At 62.2% G+C, this 16237-nt stretch carries 17 protein-coding genes and 1 tRNA gene; 10 read left to right on the top strand and 8 right to left on the bottom strand.

The window, feature by feature from the left end:
- Positions 1-108 precede the first annotated feature (108 nt).
- The 5 genes from murI to hemA are packed head-to-tail and all read right to left on the bottom strand — an operon-like array spanning position 109 to position 4838.
- A complete protein-coding gene (murI, locus tag LOY45_RS03775) occupies positions 109-909 on the bottom strand; it encodes a glutamate racemase (protein ID WP_258578767.1) in 801 nt (266 codons plus the stop codon).
- A complete protein-coding gene (locus LOY45_RS03770) occupies positions 902-1657 on the bottom strand; it encodes a molybdopterin-synthase adenylyltransferase MoeB (RefSeq protein ID WP_115088752.1) in 756 nt (251 codons plus the stop codon). Before LOY45_RS03770 ends, murI begins: the two co-directional genes overlap by 8 nt.
- Positions 1651-2481 carry a peptide chain release factor N(5)-glutamine methyltransferase gene (prmC, locus tag LOY45_RS03765; RefSeq protein WP_115088753.1) on the bottom strand — a complete coding sequence of 277 codons (831 nt, stop codon included), beginning with the start codon at positions 2479-2481 and terminating at the stop codon, positions 1651-1653. The genes LOY45_RS03770 and prmC overlap by 7 nt, the downstream gene beginning before the upstream one ends.
- Positions 2482-3564, bottom strand: coding sequence for a peptide chain release factor 1 (gene prfA, locus LOY45_RS03760; protein ID WP_115088754.1), 1083 nt, complete (start codon positions 3562-3564; stop codon positions 2482-2484).
- A complete protein-coding gene (hemA, locus tag LOY45_RS03755; RefSeq protein WP_115088755.1) occupies positions 3561-4838 on the bottom strand; it encodes a glutamyl-tRNA reductase in 1278 nt (425 codons plus the stop codon). The genes prfA and hemA overlap by 4 nt, the downstream gene beginning before the upstream one ends.
- Positions 4839-5014: 176 nt before the next feature.
- Between hemA and LOY45_RS03750 the strand changes: the two genes are divergently transcribed.
- The 9 genes from LOY45_RS03750 (at position 5015) to ppk2 (ending at position 12812) form a co-directional block, all read left to right on the top strand.
- Complete coding sequence (locus LOY45_RS03750) at positions 5015-6739, top strand: tetratricopeptide repeat protein (protein WP_115088756.1); 1725 nt, start codon at positions 5015-5017, stop codon at positions 6737-6739.
- 4 nt (positions 6740-6743) lie between these two features.
- On the top strand, positions 6744-7361 hold the full coding sequence (lolB, locus tag LOY45_RS03745; protein WP_115088757.1) for a lipoprotein insertase outer membrane protein LolB: 618 nt from the start codon (positions 6744-6746) through the stop codon (positions 7359-7361).
- A 3-nt stretch (positions 7362-7364) separates the two neighbouring features.
- The gene (gene ispE / locus LOY45_RS03740; RefSeq protein ID WP_233674632.1) at positions 7365-8216 is read left to right on the top strand and encodes a 4-(cytidine 5'-diphospho)-2-C-methyl-D-erythritol kinase; all 852 of its coding nucleotides are present in this window, start codon (positions 7365-7367) and stop codon (positions 8214-8216) included.
- A gap of 34 nt (positions 8217-8250) precedes the next feature.
- Positions 8251-8325, top strand: a tRNA-Gln gene (locus tag LOY45_RS03735).
- A 48-nt stretch (positions 8326-8373) separates the two neighbouring features.
- Entirely contained in the window at positions 8374-9315 is a 942-nt protein-coding gene (locus LOY45_RS03730; RefSeq protein WP_010225730.1) for a ribose-phosphate pyrophosphokinase, read from the top strand.
- A gap of 138 nt (positions 9316-9453) precedes the next feature.
- Complete coding sequence (locus tag LOY45_RS03725; protein ID WP_115088759.1) at positions 9454-10053, top strand: 50S ribosomal protein L25/general stress protein Ctc; 600 nt, start codon at positions 9454-9456, stop codon at positions 10051-10053.
- A gap of 77 nt (positions 10054-10130) precedes the next feature.
- The gene (gene pth / locus LOY45_RS03720; RefSeq protein ID WP_038997179.1) at positions 10131-10715 is read left to right on the top strand and encodes an aminoacyl-tRNA hydrolase; all 585 of its coding nucleotides are present in this window, start codon (positions 10131-10133) and stop codon (positions 10713-10715) included.
- Positions 10716-10736: 21 nt separating this feature from the next.
- Positions 10737-11837, top strand: coding sequence for a redox-regulated ATPase YchF (gene ychF, locus LOY45_RS03715; RefSeq protein WP_115088760.1), 1101 nt, complete (start codon positions 10737-10739; stop codon positions 11835-11837).
- Positions 11838-12002: 165 nt separating this feature from the next.
- Positions 12003-12812 carry a polyphosphate kinase 2 gene (gene ppk2, locus LOY45_RS03710; RefSeq protein ID WP_115088761.1) on the top strand — a complete coding sequence of 270 codons (810 nt, stop codon included), beginning with the start codon at positions 12003-12005 and terminating at the stop codon, positions 12810-12812.
- Positions 12813-12833: 21 nt separating this feature from the next.
- Here ppk2 and LOY45_RS03705 read toward each other — a convergent pair whose 3' ends face one another.
- Both LOY45_RS03705 and LOY45_RS03700 read right to left on the bottom strand, forming a co-directional pair.
- Entirely contained in the window at positions 12834-14003 is a 1170-nt protein-coding gene (locus tag LOY45_RS03705) for an MFS transporter (RefSeq protein WP_134064315.1), read from the bottom strand.
- Positions 14004-14127: 124 nt separating this feature from the next.
- Entirely contained in the window at positions 14128-14271 is a 144-nt protein-coding gene (locus tag LOY45_RS03700; protein WP_176470440.1) for a hypothetical protein, read from the bottom strand.
- Between the two features lie 105 nt (positions 14272-14376).
- Between LOY45_RS03700 and LOY45_RS03695 the strand changes: the two genes are divergently transcribed.
- Entirely contained in the window at positions 14377-14934 is a 558-nt protein-coding gene (locus LOY45_RS03695) for a hypothetical protein (protein ID WP_258578766.1), read from the top strand.
- Between the two features lie 7 nt (positions 14935-14941).
- On the opposite strand, the gene LOY45_RS03690 is transcribed toward LOY45_RS03695, so the two are convergent.
- Positions 14942-16159: an MFS transporter gene (locus LOY45_RS03690; protein WP_134064319.1), complete on the bottom strand. Its 1218-nt coding sequence runs from the start codon at positions 16157-16159 to the stop codon at positions 14942-14944.
- Positions 16160-16237 lie beyond the last annotated feature (78 nt).

Below are 16237 nucleotides of genomic sequence, written 5' to 3'. Positions count from 1 at the left end.
GTCCTATTTCCTAATGCTGTTGTTGGTTTTCTTGTCTCACCAGACAATAAATAGAAATCGGCAACGTTGCGTTAGTTCAGTCAATGTTGAGTGCTTTTCACACTTTTTTTACATTGCAAAGCTTCGCACACTGTCAGATTTATTCCACAACATTGGAAGGATCTTTCTCATATGTTCGGGGCTGGCGCTGGTCCAGAATTGCGCATCCCGAGCAGGTCCCGTGGCCAGCAGCTCGCGCTCACCCAGAAGGCGCTGTAATTGCCGGGCAACCGCGGCGCCGGTATCAATGATCGCCACCGAGGCCGGGAGCATTTGCGCCAGCAAAGGCTTGAGGAAGGGGTAATGGGTGCAGCCCAGGATCAGGGTGTCGCAGCCGGCATCGAGCAAGGGTTTCACATAGCCTTGCAGCAGCTCGCGCACCACCGGGCTGTTCAAGTCGCCAGCCTCGATGCACTCCACCAGCCCCGGGCAAGGCTGGGTGACGACGCGAACGTCGTTGGCAAAGCGATCAAGCAAGGCGACGAATTTGGCGCTTTGCAGGGTGCCGGTGGTGGCCAGCACGCCAACGACACCGCTGCGGGTCGCGGCAGCGGCGGGTTTTACCGCCGGCTCCATACCCACTATCGGCCAGTGTGAAAACTGTTCGCGCAAATCTGCCACCGCCGCCACTGTCGCGGTATTACAGGCCAGGACCATGGCCTTGGCGCCCTGTGCACGGAAGAACTCGGCAACCACACGGCAACGCTGGCGGATGAATTCCGGCGACTTCTCGCCATAGGGAATGTACCCGCAGTCGCCGACATACAGCAGCGACTCATTAGGCAGCAGGCGCTGGATCTCGGCCAGTACCGACAGGCCGCCGACCCCGGAATCGAAAACGCCGACCGGCGCCGCCGCAGCTTCAGTCATGATGCTCGCCACAGACACTGCAGCCTGGGTCACGCTTGACCCGCAGCTCACGGAATCGGCTACCGAAGGCATCGATCAACAACAGGCGCCCCACCAGCGGCTCACCGAAACCGGCCAGCAGCTTCAAGGCCTCGAGTGCTTGCAGGCTGCCGACCAGGCCGACCAGCGGGCCAAGCACACCGGCTTCGCTGCAGGTCAGCTCGGCTTCGCTGCCATGCCCGTACAGGCAGTGGTAGCAGGGGCTTTCCGGGCGGCGCGGGTCGAACACCGACAACTGCCCTTCCAGACGAATTGCCGCGCCGCTGACCAGCGGCTTGCCCTGGGCTACACAGGCGGCGTTGACCGCTTCGCGGGTGGCGAAGTTGTCCGAGCAATCCAGCACCAGGTCCACGACCTTGACTGCCTCGGCCAGGGAGTCTTCGTCCAGGGCACTGCGATGAGCCTGCAAGGTGATTTCAGGGTTTATTGCAGTGAGGCGTGCAAGCGCCGAGTCGACCTTGCTCAGGCCCACCGAAGCGGTGTCATGCAGTACCTGGCGCTGCAGGTTCGTGACGTCCACCGTGTCGAAGTCAGCCAGGTGCAACTCGCCAACGCCAGCCGCCGCCAGGTACAGCGCCACGGGCGAACCGAGGCCGCCGAGGCCGACGATCAGCACCCGACTGTTTTTCAGCCGCAGCTGACCGTCGATATCTACCTGCGCCAGGAGGATCTGCCGGCTGTAGCGCAACAGTTCCTGATCGGTCAGCACGACAGCCGCCCCAGGGTGATGCGCTCGTGGGCGTTGAGGTCCAGGCGGCTTTCAATCTGTTCGAAGTCATGTTTGGCCAGCAGCTCGCGCACCGCGGCGGCCTGGTCGTAACCGTGCTCGAGCAGCAACCAGCCACCGGGCAGCAGGTGCTCCGGCGCCTGGCTGATGATGCTGCGCAGGTCATCCAGGCCGTCTTCGCCGGAGACCAGCGCGCTGCTTGGCTCAAAGCGCACGTCGCCGGCCACCAGGTGCGGGTCGGCGGCGGCAATGTACGGCGGGTTGCTGATGATCAGGTCGTAGCACTCGCCTGCCAGGGCATCGAACCAGTGACTGCTCCGCACCGTCACGTTGTTCAACTGCAAGCGCTGGCGGTTGCGCTCGGCCAGGGCCACGGCTTCGAGGACGCGGTCAACGGCGGTGACCTGCCACAGCGGACGTTCGCTGGCCAGGGCCAGAGCAATGGCGCCGGTGCCGGTGCCAAGATCGAGCAGTTTGACGGCGCTTGCCGGCAACAACTGCAGGGCGGTTTCAACCAGCAGTTCGGTTTCCGGCCGTGGGATCAGGGTATGCGGGGCCACCTCCAGGTCGAGGTTCCAGAACCCCTGCTGACCGAGGATGTAGGCCACCGGCTCGCCGGCACGCCGACGTTGCAGGTAGTCGGCAAAGGTCAGTGCCGCTTCGCTGCTGACAATCCGCTCCGGCCAGGTGTGCAGGTAGCTGCGCGACTTGCCGATGGCCGCAGCCAACAGCAGTTCGATATCCAGACGCGCCGTCGGCGAATCCGGCAGCTCCGCACCGCGGAGCAAGCTGGCAATAATCGTCATTTACTCACCCAGTGCAGCCAGTTGGTCAGCCTGGTATTCGGCCAGCAACGGCTCGATAACCGCGTCGACCCCACCGGCCAGAACGTCATCCAGGGAATACAGGGTCAGGTTGATGCGGTGATCGGTCACCCGCCCCTGTGGATAGTTGTAGGTACGAATTCGTTCGGAACGGTCACCCGAGCCGACCAGCAGCTTGCGCTCGCTGGCCATGGCATTCTGCGCCGCGCTGGTCTGGATGTCGTTGAGCTTGGCCGACAGCCAGGACATCGCCCGGGCACGGTTCTTGTGCTGGGAGCGTTCTTCCTGGCACTCGACGACGATGCCGGTGGGCAAGTGGGTGATACGGATCGCCGAGTCGGTCTTGTTGATGTGCTGACCACCGGCACCGGAGGCGCGGTAGGTGTCGACACGCAAGTCCGCCGGGTTGATCTCGATCGCTACCTGCTCGTCAGGCTCGGGCAGCACCGCCACGGTGCAGGCCGAAGTGTGGATACGGCCCTGGGATTCGGTTTCCGGTACGCGCTGAACTCGATGAGCACCGGACTCGAACTTCAGCTTGCCGTAGACGCTGTCGCCTTCGACCCGGGCGATGATTTCCTTGTAACCGCCATGCTCGCCTTCGTTCTCCGAGAGAATCTCCAGGCGCCAGCCACGCTTTTCGGCGTAGCGCGAATACATGCGGAACAGGTCGCCGGAAAAGATCGCCGCTTCGTCACCGCCGGTCCCGGCGCGGATCTCCAGAAACACGTTGCGCCCGTCGTTGGGGTCCTTGGGCAGCAACATGCGCTGCAGCTGGTTTTCCAGCAGCGCCAGTTGCTCCTTGGCTTCGCGCACTTCCTCAACGGCCATTTCGCGCAGGTCGGGGTCGCTGTCCTTGAGCAGCGCCTGGGCGCCGGCCAGGTCATCCTGGACCTTGCGCCACTGGGCGTAGGCAACGGCTACCGGCTCGACTTCAGCATATTCACGGGAATAGGCGCGAAAGCGAGTCTGGTCGGAAATGACCTCGGCATCGCCCAGCAGGGCGGTCAGTTCCTCGAAACGGTCCTGGAGCGTGTCCAGTTTATTCAGCAGCGACGCTTTCATTGCGGGGTTTTATCCGTCGAACCCTCGGAGAGGGCAAAGAGTTCCTGGGCCATGGCCAGCGCATCGAGGCGGCCTTCGGCAGAGAGCTTTTTCAGCTGCACGCTGGGCGCATGCAGCAATTTGTTGGTCAGGCCACGGGCCAGTTGCACCAGCACTTCGTCGGCGCTGGTACCGTTGGCCAGCAGGCGCTGGGCCTTTTGCAGCTCTTCGTCGCGCAGGCGTTCGCTCTGCTGACGATAAGCCTTGAGTACATCCACCGCAGCCAGCTCGCGCAGGCGCAGCATGAAATCTTCGGCGCCCACCGAAACCAGCTCTTCGGCGGCCTGGGCAGCGCCCTGGCGGCTCTTGAGGTTCTCGGCGACCACTTCATGCAGGTCGTCGACGGTATACAGGTAGACGTCGTCCAGCTCGCCAACCTGCGGCTCGATATCCCGCGGCACGGCAATGTCGACCATGAAGATCGGCTTGTGCCGGCGCTGCTTCAGCGCGCTTTCCACCGCGCCCTTGCCGAGGATCGGCAACTGGCTGGCGGTGGAGCTGATGACGATATCGCTGTTGACCAGCTCCTGGGGAATGTCGGCCAGCAGTACCGCATGCGCACCGAATTGTTCGGCCAGTGTGCTGGCCCGCTCCAGGGTGCGGTTGGCCACGACGATGCGGCGCACCCCCTGCTCGTGCAGGTGGCGGGCGACCAGGGTAATGGTTTCACCGGCGCCGATCAGCAGCGCCTGGCTACGACCCAGGTCACTGAAGATCTGCTTGGCCAGGCTCACCGCGGCAAAGGCTACCGACACCGGGTTTTCGCCGATGGCGGTGTCGGTGCGTACCTGCTTGGCGGCACTGAAGGTGGCCTGGAAAAGCCGCCCGAGCAATGGGCCGATGGTCCCGGCTTCGCGGGCCACGGCATAGGCCGACTTCATCTGCCCGAGGATCTGCGGCTCGCCGAGCACCAGCGAGTCAAGCCCGGAGGCCACCCGCATCATGTGCCGCACGGCATCGTGATCTTCATGGATGTAGGCGCTGGCGCGCAGTTCATCCAGGCTCAGTTGATGATATTCGGCCAGCCAGCGCAGGATACTCTCTGCGCCCAGGTGGTCCTGCTCTATATAAAGCTCGCTGCGGTTGCAGGTCGAAAGGATCGCGGCTTCGCGGCTGGCGGTCAGTCGGCAGAGCTGCTGCAAGGCGTCCACCAACTGCTCAGGGGTAAACGCCACGCGCTCGCGTACGTCTACCGAGGCAGTCTTATGGTTGATACCGAGGGCAAGAAAGGCCATGCAAGGTCGCTGATTGTGACGAGAAGCCGATAATTGTCCTACTTCGCAGGGCGTAGAACAACCACCGCTCGCTATTGTCTCTATAGTCTACCCCTACCGAGACCTTCGCTTATGGGTTTGCCCCGGCGCTTGTGTCATGATGATCCGACCGCTGGTAAGCCGCCCAAATCCCGATTATGAATAGATCCTACGCGTTGCTCCTTGCCCTTGCCTTGCTCCAGGGCTGCCAGACCCTGGCTCCGAGTTCACCGGATGCCAAGGCGCCTGCAGATGCCGCTCCGGTGCAACCGGCCAAGCCCACCGTCTACGGATCGTTCAGCCAGGACACCGTGTACAGCCTGTTGACTGCCGAACTTGCCGGCCAGCGCGACCGTTTCGACATCGCCCTGGACAACTATGTCAGCCAGGCGATCAAGACCCAGGATCCGGGCATTTCCGAGCGCGCCTACCGCATCGCCGAGTACCTGGGCGCCGACCAGGCCGCCCTGGACACCTCGCTGATCTGGGCCAAGAACGACCCGAACAACCTCGACGCCCAGCGCGCCGCTGCTATCCAGCTGGCCCGCGGCGGCCGCTATGACGAGTCCATGGTCTACATGGAAAAGGTCCTGCAGGGCCAGGGCGACACGCACTTTGATTTCCTCGCGCTGTCAGCGCTCGAAACCGACCCGGACACCCGAGCCGGCCTGCAAAACAGTTTCGATCGCCTGCTGGTGAAATACCCCGACAACGGTCAGCTGGTGTTCGGCAAGGCCCTGCTGCTGCAACAGGATGGCAAGGCCCAGGCCGCCCTCGACCTGCTCGAAGAACACCCGCCCGAGGCTGGCGAGATTGCCCCGGTACTGCTGCGCGCCCGCCTGTTGCAAGGCCTGGAGCGCGGCAAGGAAGCCCTGCCGCTGCTGCAAAAAACCATTCGCCAGTACCCGGACGACAAACGCCTGCGCCTGACCTATGCGCGCATGCTGGTCGAACAGGATCGCCTGGCTGACGCCAAAGCCGAATTCGTCAGCCTGGTCCAGCAGTACCCGGATGACGACGAACTGCGTTACTCGCTGGCCCTGGTCAGCCTGGAAACCAAGGACTGGGACGAAGGCGCCGGCTACCTCGAAGAGCTGATCGCCCGCGACAGCCATGTCGATTCGGCACACCTGAACCTGGGCCGCATTCATGAAGAGCGCAACGACCCCGAAAGCGCCCTGAACGAATACGCCCTGGTCGGCCCCGGCAACGACTATCTGCCGGCGCAACTGCGCCAGGCCGATATCCTCATCGCCAACGGCCGCAGCGCCGAGGCCTCGCGGCGCCTGGCCGCAGCCCGCGACGCCCAGCCCGACTACGCCATCCAGCTGTACCTGATCGAAGCCGAAGCCTTGGGCAACAACGACAAGGACGCCCAGGCCGGGCAGGTTCTGCAGCAGGCGATCAAGCAGTACCCGGACGACCTCAACCTGCTCTACACCCGGGCCATGCTGGCGGAAAAACGCAACGACCTGACCCAGATGGAAAAGGATCTGCGCAGCATCATCAGCCGCGAGCCGGAAAATGCCATGGCCCTCAACGCCCTTGGCTACACCCTGGCAGACCGCACCAGCCGTTACGCCGAAGCCAAGGCGCTGATCGACAAGGCTCACCAGATCACCCCGGACGATCCGGCGGTGCTCGACAGCCTCGGCTGGGTCAACTACCGCATGGGCAACCTTGACGAAGCCGAGCGCCTGTTGCGCCAGGCCCTTGAGCGTTTCCCCGACCACGAGGTCGCCGCTCACCTGGGTGAAGTACTCTGGGCCAACGGCAAGCGCCGCGAAGCCCGCCAGGTCTGGGCCAAGGCCTTCGAAGCCCAGCCCGACAGCCCCATCCTGCGCAAGACCGTCCTGCGCCTGACCGGATCCGAGACTCTATAAGCCTATGTTTTTGCGCCACTGCATCACCTTTTGCCTGATCGCCCTGCTTGCCGGCTGTGCCGGCTTCGGCTCCCGCGAGGCCCTGCGGGGCGAGGGCAGCCCACAGCTGTGGCGCGAGCACAAGCAACAGCTGAGCACCCTCGATGGCTGGCAGATCAACGGCAAGGTCGGTATCCGCGCGCCGAAAGACTCCGGCAGCGGCACGCTGTTCTGGCTGCAACGCCAGGATTACTACGACATCCGCCTGTCCGGACCGCTGGGCCGCGGCGCGGCACGCCTGACCGGGCGCCCCGGCGGCGTCACCCTCGAAGTCGCCAACCAGGGCCGCTTCGAGGCGCAAAGCCCGGAAGCCCTGCTCGAAGAACAACTGGGCTGGGAGCTGCCGATTTCGCACCTGGTCTGGTGGATTCGCGGCCTGCCCGCCCCCGACAGCAAGAGCCAGCTGACCCTCGACGGCGACAGCCGCCTGGCCAGCCTCAAGCAGGACGGCTGGGACGTGCAGTACCTGAGCTACGCCGAACAGAACGGCTACTGGCTGCCCGAGCGCATCAAGCTGCACGGGCAAAACCTCGACGTGACCCTGGTGGTCAAGGACTGGCAACCACGGCAACTGGGCCACTGATCTATGAACACTGCAACCCTGACCCTGCCGGCACCGGCCAAGCTCAACCTGATGCTGCACATTCTTGGCCGCCGCCCCGACGGTTACCATGAGCTGGAAACCCTGTTCCAGTTTCTCGACCATGCCGACGAGCTTTCCTTTGCCCTGCGCGAAGACGGTGAAATTCGCCTGCACACCGAGATCGACAATGTTCCCCATGACAGCAACCTGATCGTCAAGGCTGCGCGCAAGCTCAAGGCCCTGACCGGTTGCAGCCAGGGCGTGGATATCTGGCTGAAGAAAATCCTGCCCATGGGCGGCGGCATTGGCGGCGGCAGCTCCGACGCCGCCACCACCCTGCTCGGCCTCAACCATTTGTGGCAACTGGGCTTGAGCGAAGACCAACTGGCCGAGCTGGGCCTGACCCTGGGTGCTGACGTACCGGTTTTTGTCCGTGGCCATGCGGCGTTCGCCGAGGGCGTGGGCGAGAAGCTGACCCCGGTCGACCCCGAAGAGCCCTGGTACGTCGTGCTGGTCCCGCAAGTATTTGTTAGCACAGCAGAAATTTTTTCAGATCCGCTGTTGACACGTGATTCCTTGCCCCTTAAGATGCGCCCCGTTCCCAAGGGAAACAGTCGAAATGACTGCCAACCGGTGGTAGAGCAGCGTTACCCAGAGGTACGCAAATCGTTGAATTTGTTAAACGAATTCACTGATGCTCGGCTTACCGGAACTGGAAGTTGTGTGTTTGGGGCCTTCCCAAACAAAGCTGAAGCTGATAAAGTTTTGGCCCTTCTTGCAGAGACCCAAACAGGGTTTGTAGCTAAGGGAAGTAACATTTCGATGTTGCATCGCACGCTGCAGAGTCTGCTCTAGGAATCGAGCACCGGGTGCTCGCAGCAACAGATACAGGGGCGTCGCCAAGCGGTAAGGCAGCAGGTTTTGATCCTGCCATGCGTTGGTTCGAATCCAGCCGCCCCTGCCATTTTCCTTATACTCATCCAGGTATACCCTCAGCCTTCAGGTACTGCGCGTGTCCAAGATGATGGTCTTTACGGGGAACGCTAACCCCGATCTGGCTCGGCGTGTCGTACGTCAGCTGCATATCCCACTGGGTGATGTTTCTGTCGGGAAATTCTCCGACGGCGAAATCAGCACTGAGATTAATGAAAATGTTCGTGGTAAGGACGTTTTCATCATTCAGCCGACTTGCGCGCCAACCAACGATAACCTGATGGAACTGGTAGTGATGGCCGATGCCTTCCGCCGCTCCTCAGCTTCCCGAATCACTGCCGTGATTCCTTACTTCGGATATGCCCGCCAGGATCGCCGTCCGCGTTCGGCGCGTGTAGCTATCAGCGCCAAAGTCGTCGCTGACATGCTCACCGTCGTAGGTATCGACCGTGTTCTCACCGTCGACCTGCACGCTGACCAGATCCAGGGTTTCTTCGATATTCCGGTAGATAACATCTACGGCTCCCCCGTTCTGGTGGATGACATCGAAGACCAGCGTTTCGAAAACCTCATGATCGTGTCCCCGGACATCGGCGGCGTCGTGCGTGCACGTGCTGTTGCCAAGTCCCTGGGCGTTGATCTGGGTATCATCGACAAACGCCGTGAAAAGGCCAATCACTCCGAAGTGATGCATATCATCGGCGACGTCGAAGGACGTACCTGTATTCTCGTCGACGACATGGTCGACACCGCCGGCACCCTGTGCCACGCGGCCAAGGCCCTGAAAGAACACGGCGCTGCCAAGGTTTACGCCTACTGCACGCACCCTGTCCTGTCGGGTCGGGCGATCGAGAATATCGAGAACTCCGTGCTGGACGCACTGGTGGTGACCAACACCATCCCGCTGTCCGCTGCAGCACAAGCCTGTGACCGTATCCGTCAACTGGATATCGCACCGGTTGTTGCCGAAGCGGTTCGCCGCATCAGCAATGAAGAATCGATCAGCGCGATGTTCCGCTGAGGGTTTTACCCTCGCGAACCTCTCGTTGACGAAAAGCGCCCCGCCCCAACACTGGTTGTTGGGGCGGGGCTTTTTTGCCCACCCCGTTTGGCGCTGGTCGCAAACGCCTGCGGGAGATGGCTATTTTGGAGATACAAAATGACTGATTTCACTCTGAACGCCCAAGCGCGTACCGACCTGGGGAAAGGTGCGAGCCGCCGCCTGCGTCGTCTCGCCGCCCAGATCCCTGCCGTTGTTTACGGTGGTGACAAAGAAGCGCAATCCCTGACCATCGTGGCCAAGGAAATCGCCAAACTGTTCGAAAACGAAGCTGCTTACAGCCACGTTATCGAACTGAACATCGACGGCAAGAAAGAAAATGTCGTTGTTAAAGCGATGCAGCGTCACCCAGCCAAGCAGTTCATCCTGCACGCCGACTTCGTCCGCGTTGTTGCTGGCCAGAAACTGACCGCCAAAGTCCCTGTGCACTTCATCAACGAAGAAGCTCCGGTCAAGAAAGGCGGCGAGATCTCCCACGTTATCAACGAGATCGAAGTTTCCTGCGAAGCCAAAGACCTGCCTGAGTTCATCGAAGTCGACCTGGCCAACGCCGCCGTCGGCGCGATCATCCACCTGTCGGACCTCAAAGCTCCGAAAGGCGTTGAATTCGTCGCTCTGGCTCACGGTAACGACCTGGCTGTTGCCAACGTTCACGCTCCGCGTGTTGCGCCTGAAGCTGCAGAAGGCGCTGCTGAGTAATCTACTCGGCACGCCGGTGTTGACCGGGTTACAGCGCCCAGCGCTGTAACCCACAACTCCAAGGAAGAGCCCCTGACGTGACCGCCATCCAACTGATCGTCGGCCTGGGAAACCCCGGCCCCGAATACGAACAGACCCGGCATAACGCAGGGGCTCTTTTCGTAGAACGCATTGCCAGCGCCCAGCGCGTCAACCTGACGGCTGATCGCAAGTATTTCGGCCTGACGGCAAAATTCAGCCATCAGGGCAACGACGTTCGTCTTCTGATTCCGACCACCTACATGAACCGCAGCGGCCAAGCCGTTGCTGCACTGGCGAATTTTTTCCGCATCCCGCCAGATGCCATCCTGGTGGCCCACGACGAACTCGACCTGCCTCCCGGCGTCGCCAAGCTCAAGAAGGGCGGCGGCCATGGCGGGCACAACGGGCTGCGCGACATCATCGCCCAGCTCGGCAACCAGAATGACTTTCACCGTCTGCGGCTTGGCATCGGCCACCCGGGTGACAGCAGCAGGGTCTCCGGTTTCGTCCTCGGCAAGGCGCCACGCGCCGAGCAGGAGAAGCTGGATGCCAGTATCGATTTTGCCCTCGGCGTGCTGCCGGACATCCTCGCCGGCGACTGGACGCGTGCGATGAGAGAGCTGCACAGCCAAAAGGCCTGACTCCACGAAGAGGGATTCACCATGGGTTTCAATTGCGGCATCGTCGGCCTGCCCAACGTCGGCAAGTCCACCCTGTTCAACGCCTTGACCAAATCCGGCATCGCCGCTGAGAACTTCCCGTTCTGCACCATCGAGCCGAACAGCGGCATCGTGCCGATGCCTGATGCGCGCCTGGACGCCCTGGCGGCCATCGTCAAGCCGAACCGCGTGCTGCCGACCACCATGGAATTCGTCGACATCGCCGGCCTGGTCGCCGGTGCCTCGAAAGGTGAAGGCCTGGGCAACAAGTTCCTCGCCAACATCCGCGAGACCGACGCCATCGCCCACGTGGTGCGCTGCTTCGAAGACGAGAACGTGATTCACGTCTCCAACAGCGTCCACCCCAAGCGCGACATCGAGATCATCGACCTGGAACTGATCTTCGCCGACCTCGACAGCTGCGAGAAGCAACTGCAGAAGGTTGCGCGCAACGCCAAGGGCGGTGACAAGGATGCCCTGGCACAGAAAGCCATCCTCGAAAAACTGATCCCGCACTTCACCGAAGGCAAGCCAGCGCGCAGCCTGATGAAGAACATGGCGGACGACGAGAAGGCCCTGATCCGCGGCTTCCACCTGCTGACCAGCAAACCGGTGATGTACATCGCCAACGTTGCCGAAGACGGTTTCGACAACAACCCGCACCTGGACGCGGTCCGCGCGATCGCCGAAGAAGAAGGCGCGATCGTGGTGCCGGTGTGCAACAAGATCGAAGCTGAAATCGCCGAGCTCGACGACGGTGAAGAGAAGGACATGTTCCTCGAAGCCCTGGGCCTCGAAGAGCCAGGCCTGAACCGCGTGATCCGCGCCGGTTACTCGCTGCTCAACCTGCAGACCTACTTCACTGCCGGCGTGCAGGAAGTCCGCGCCTGGACCGTCCGCGTCGGCGCCACCGCCCCGCAAGCAGCCGGCGTGATCCACACCGACTTCGAGAAAGGCTTCATCCGTGCCGAAGTGGTCGCCTATGACGACTTCATCCAGTACAAGGGTGAAGGCGGCGCGAAGGAAGCCGGCAAATGGCGTCTGGAAGGCAAGGACTACATCGTCAAGGACGGTGATGTGATGCACTTCCGCTTCAACGTCTGATCCGCTTCCTGGGTCCTGCCGGATCCGGATGAGCCCGAAACCCCTTGAGGCTATGCTTCAAGGGGTTTTTCTTTGCCTGCGTTGCGTACAAACGCTGGCCAATACCCAGGTCTATACTCAAAGCCGCATTCAAACGCCTCCCGTCCACAGACCAGGTATTGGCGCATGGCTAAGAAGAAGGAACAGCAAAGCAACAACGAACGCCTCCCGCGCAAGGAGTACGAGCAAGCGCTCAAGGCCCTGCACGTCGAGCTGGTCAAATTGCAGCAGTGGGTGGTGGCCAAGGGCCTGAAAGTCTGCATCGTCTTCGAAGGTCGCGACGGTGCCGGCAAGGGCGGCACCATCAAGGCCATCAGCGAACGCGTCAGCCCGCGGGTGTTTCGTGTGGTGGCGCTGCCAGCGCCGACCGAGCGGGAAAAAAGCCAGATGTACGCCCAGCGCTACATACAGCACATGCCCTCGGCCGGGGAAGTGGTGATCTTCGACCGCAGTTGGTACAACCGCGCCGGCGTCGAGCGGGTGATGGGATTCTGTACCGAGGAGCAGGCCAGCAAGTTCCTTTCGGTGGTGCCATTGTTCGAGAAGATGCTGGTCGATTCCGGTATCGTTCTCATCAAGTACTGGTTGGAAGTAAGCCCCCAAGAGCAGGAACGGCGCCTGAAAGAGCGCATCACCGACGGGCGCAAGATCTGGAAACTGACCCCGATGGACCTCAAGTCCTTCACCCGCTGGGACGACTACACCCGTGCGCGGGATGACATGTTCGCCGCCTCCGATACCTCCTGGGCCCCCTGGTATGTGGCCGTTTCCGAGGACAAGCGGCGGGTGCGCCTGAACATTATCAGCCACTTTCTCAAACAGGTGCCCTACGAGGACATCACCCAAAAGCAGAAGATCGAGTTGCCCAAGCGCGGCAAGATCGGGCGCTACAAAAGCACCCGCTACACCTCGCGCATGGTTCCCGAGCGTTTCTGAAAGGCACCTGGCACGCGAGTTCTACGCCGCGCCCTGATCGGCGCGCTGAGCCCGGAATGCACGACGCCGGGCACTGCGAGCGAACACCACGAACAGCGCCGCCATGGCCGTCAACGCCATCGGCAGGCCATGGGGCGCAACGTCCATGGCCGCGCCGCTGAGCAATGGCCCGAGCAGGCTGCCGACACCCCAGAGCAAGCCGACGCTGGCATTGGCGGTGACCAGGTCCTGGCCCTTGAACTGCTGGCCGATCAGCACCAGCGCGAGGGTATAGACCCCGCCCGCCACCGCGCCGAGCACCACCAATGCCGGCCACAGCAACCATTGCATGCCGATCAGCCACGGTAGCGCCAGGCCAATCAGCATCGCCACCACGCCACATACCAGGTGCACGGTGGTGCGTTCGCAGCGGTCGGCCAGCCAGCCGATCGGCAGCTGGAAGAGCATGTCGCCGGTAAGGATCACCGTCACCATCAACGCCGCGACGCCCACTGCGTAGGCATGGTTGGTGGCATACACCGGCAGCAGCGAAAGAATCACCGCGTCGAAGAACGAGAAGAACAGCACGCCCATGCACAAGGCCGGCGCCACGCGGAAAAAGCCTGCCAGGGAAAAGCTCTTGCCGCCCTCCTCGCCATGCTCGACATGATCATTGGGTACCGTCAGCACAATGCACAGCAGCGCCAGGCCGTAGCAGGCAGTCACCACCGTCGTCACCCAGGTACTGTGCGCCCCGAGCAACGCCAGCATCGCCGGGCCGAGCATCTGGAACCCGGTGAATGCGGTAGCGTACAGGGCCATGATCTTGCCACGGTTGTGCTCCGGGCTCAGCTCGTTGACCCACGACTCACCGAGGATGATCGCGATCCCCATGCCGATACCCAGCCCCAGGCGCAACATGCCAAGCAGGTAGATCGAAGAAAAAGCCCATTCGAGCAGGCCGATGCTCAGGGTGCACAGGCCGAAGCACAGCAGGTAGATGGTGCGCCGGGTCAGGTGCCGGCAACAGGCATCGACCATGAACGCAGAAAGCATCATCCCTGCCGCCGGAATCGCCGAGACAACACCAATCTGCAAGGTACTGGCACCGCCGTCGAGCAAGCGCAGCGACACCAGCGGCAAGCTCGCCCCGAGGCTGAAACCGACCACCGAGACAGCAAACAACAAGCCCAGCAACAAACGCGTATTCATCACAACTCCAGACTCACCGGCGCAGGCACGACATCGCACCTGCGCAGGCGCATACATGACCGTAAAAAAGATTCGGATACAGGCGCGCCAGCCACGGCAAAATGCCGGGCATGCAGCCGCCAGGTCAGGAGGTGTGACGGTGAGGCGAGAAGGTAAAGGCGAACAGCACGCTGCGCCGACGCTTGAGCACCGTGTCACACGGCCAGTCGCACACCACGGCCTGGATAACAGCCGGCTGGATTGCGCGAGGACGGGAAAAGCGGTTCATGGGTCGACTACAGGCAAAAAGGAAGGTCGGCACTCTAGGTGAAGCCCGGGCCAGACGTCAATCTCGCCGTGCTACTCTCGCGCCATCATGGAAGAGGATCAGCGCATGTCCGAGCATCATCAGTTCATTTTCCCCCGCTATCGCCACCTGCCCGCAGCGGACTGGAAAGCCCTGGAGCGACAGCTGCTGGCGCGCGGCTGGCTCGAGCCCGCTGCGGCCGATGCCCTGGATGAAACCGGCGACAGTGATGACAGCCTCTGGTGCAGCCCGCTGTACCGGCCGAGTGCCGAGCTGTTCCGGCGTCTCGGGATCGAAGCGGACCCCGCGCAGATCGTGCGCCTCTTCGAATTCGAGCCCGGCCAGCCGTTTGTCTGCGCCGGCGAGAACTTCACCTTGCCCGCGCAGTACCAGCAAGCTCAGGTGGCCGAAGAAACCTTCATGCAGTTCATGGGCGACGCCATCGAAGCGCCACACACGACATGGCGCAGCCCTGAGGAGGGTACCGCCTACTACCTGATGGACCTGGATTGGAACTTCAGCTTCGGCGTTGGCGAGCAAGTACTGCGCAGCGACCGCCTGAACCGCGCCGAAGCCGAACGCCTGGCGGCACTGATCGGCGAGCTGGCCGGGCAGCCGATGAGCTGCGCCCACCGGCATCGCTGATGGGGCCTCAGCGCTTGCCGGTGGACGGCAGGAGGATTGCCAGCAGGCCGAACAGCGGCAGGTACGAGCACAGGCTGTAGACGTACTCGATGCCCTTGAAGTCGGCCAGGTACCCCAGCAGGGCTGCACCGATGCCGCCAAAGCCGAACATCAGGCCGAAGAAGATCCCGGCGATCATGCCGACATTGCCCGGCACCAGCTCCTGCGCGTAGACGACGATGGCCGAGAACGCCGAGGCGAGGATGAAGCCGATGATGACGCTGAGCACGCTGGTCCAGAACAGGTCGACATAAGGCAGCAGCAGGGTGAAGGGCGCCACGCCGAGGATCGAGAACCAGATCACCGCCTTGCGCCCGATACGGTCACCGATCGGCCCGCCGAAGAAGGTCCCGGCCGCTACCGCGCCGAGGAACAGGAACAGGTGCAACTGCGAGCTGGCCACCGAGAGGTCGAACTTCTCGATCAGGTAGAACGTGAAGTAGCTGGTGAAGCTGGACATGTAGAAGTACTTGGAGAACACCAGCAACCCCAGCACCACCAGGGCGCCGATCACCCGCTGGCGCGAAAGGCCGTGGGTAGCGCGCTGGCCCTGCTTGGCCTTGAACAGGTTCAGGTGTTCCTTGTACCAGCGGCTCAGGCCATAGGTGACCAGCACGGCACAGACCGCGAACAGGCCGAACCACACCACATTGCCCTGGCCGAAGGGAATGATGATCGCCGCCGCCAGCAACGGGCCGAAGGCGGAGCCGGCGTTGCCACCGACCTGGAAGGTCGATTGCGCCAGGCCAAAACGCCCACCCGAGGCCAGCCGGGCGATACGCGAGGTTTCCGGGTGGAAGGTCGACGAGCCAATACCCACCAGCGCCGCCGCCAGCAGAATCATCGGGAAACTGCCGACATAGGCGAGCATGACAATGCCCACCAGGGTGCACAGGGTGCCCAGCGGCAACAGGTTCGGCATCGGTTTGCGGTCGGTGTAGAAACCCACCCAGGGCTGCAGCAACGAGGCGGTGATCTGGAACGTCAGGGTGATCATCCCGACCTGGGCAAAGGTCAAACCATAGTTGGCCTTGAGCAGCGGGTAGATCGACGGCAGTACTGACTGGATCAGATCGTTGATCAAGTGCGCCAGGGCACAGGCGGCGATGATGCGCATCACCAGCGGGCTGCTCTGGGCAGTCGCGGTGCTGGCGGGTGACGTTGACGAGGCAGTGCTCACAGCCATGACAAAAGCTTCCATCCGGTGGGCGGGATCCAATTATCCAGAAATCGTTAGCAAGCGCACTATTCTTTTCGACCAACG

It is taken from the genome of Pseudomonas wadenswilerensis (genome assembly GCF_024749185.1).
Classification (GTDB): domain Bacteria; phylum Pseudomonadota; class Gammaproteobacteria; order Pseudomonadales; family Pseudomonadaceae; genus Aquipseudomonas; species Aquipseudomonas wadenswilerensis.
The sequence above is the reverse complement of the archived record's forward strand: the minus strand, read 5'-3'. Positions and strand labels throughout refer to the sequence as shown.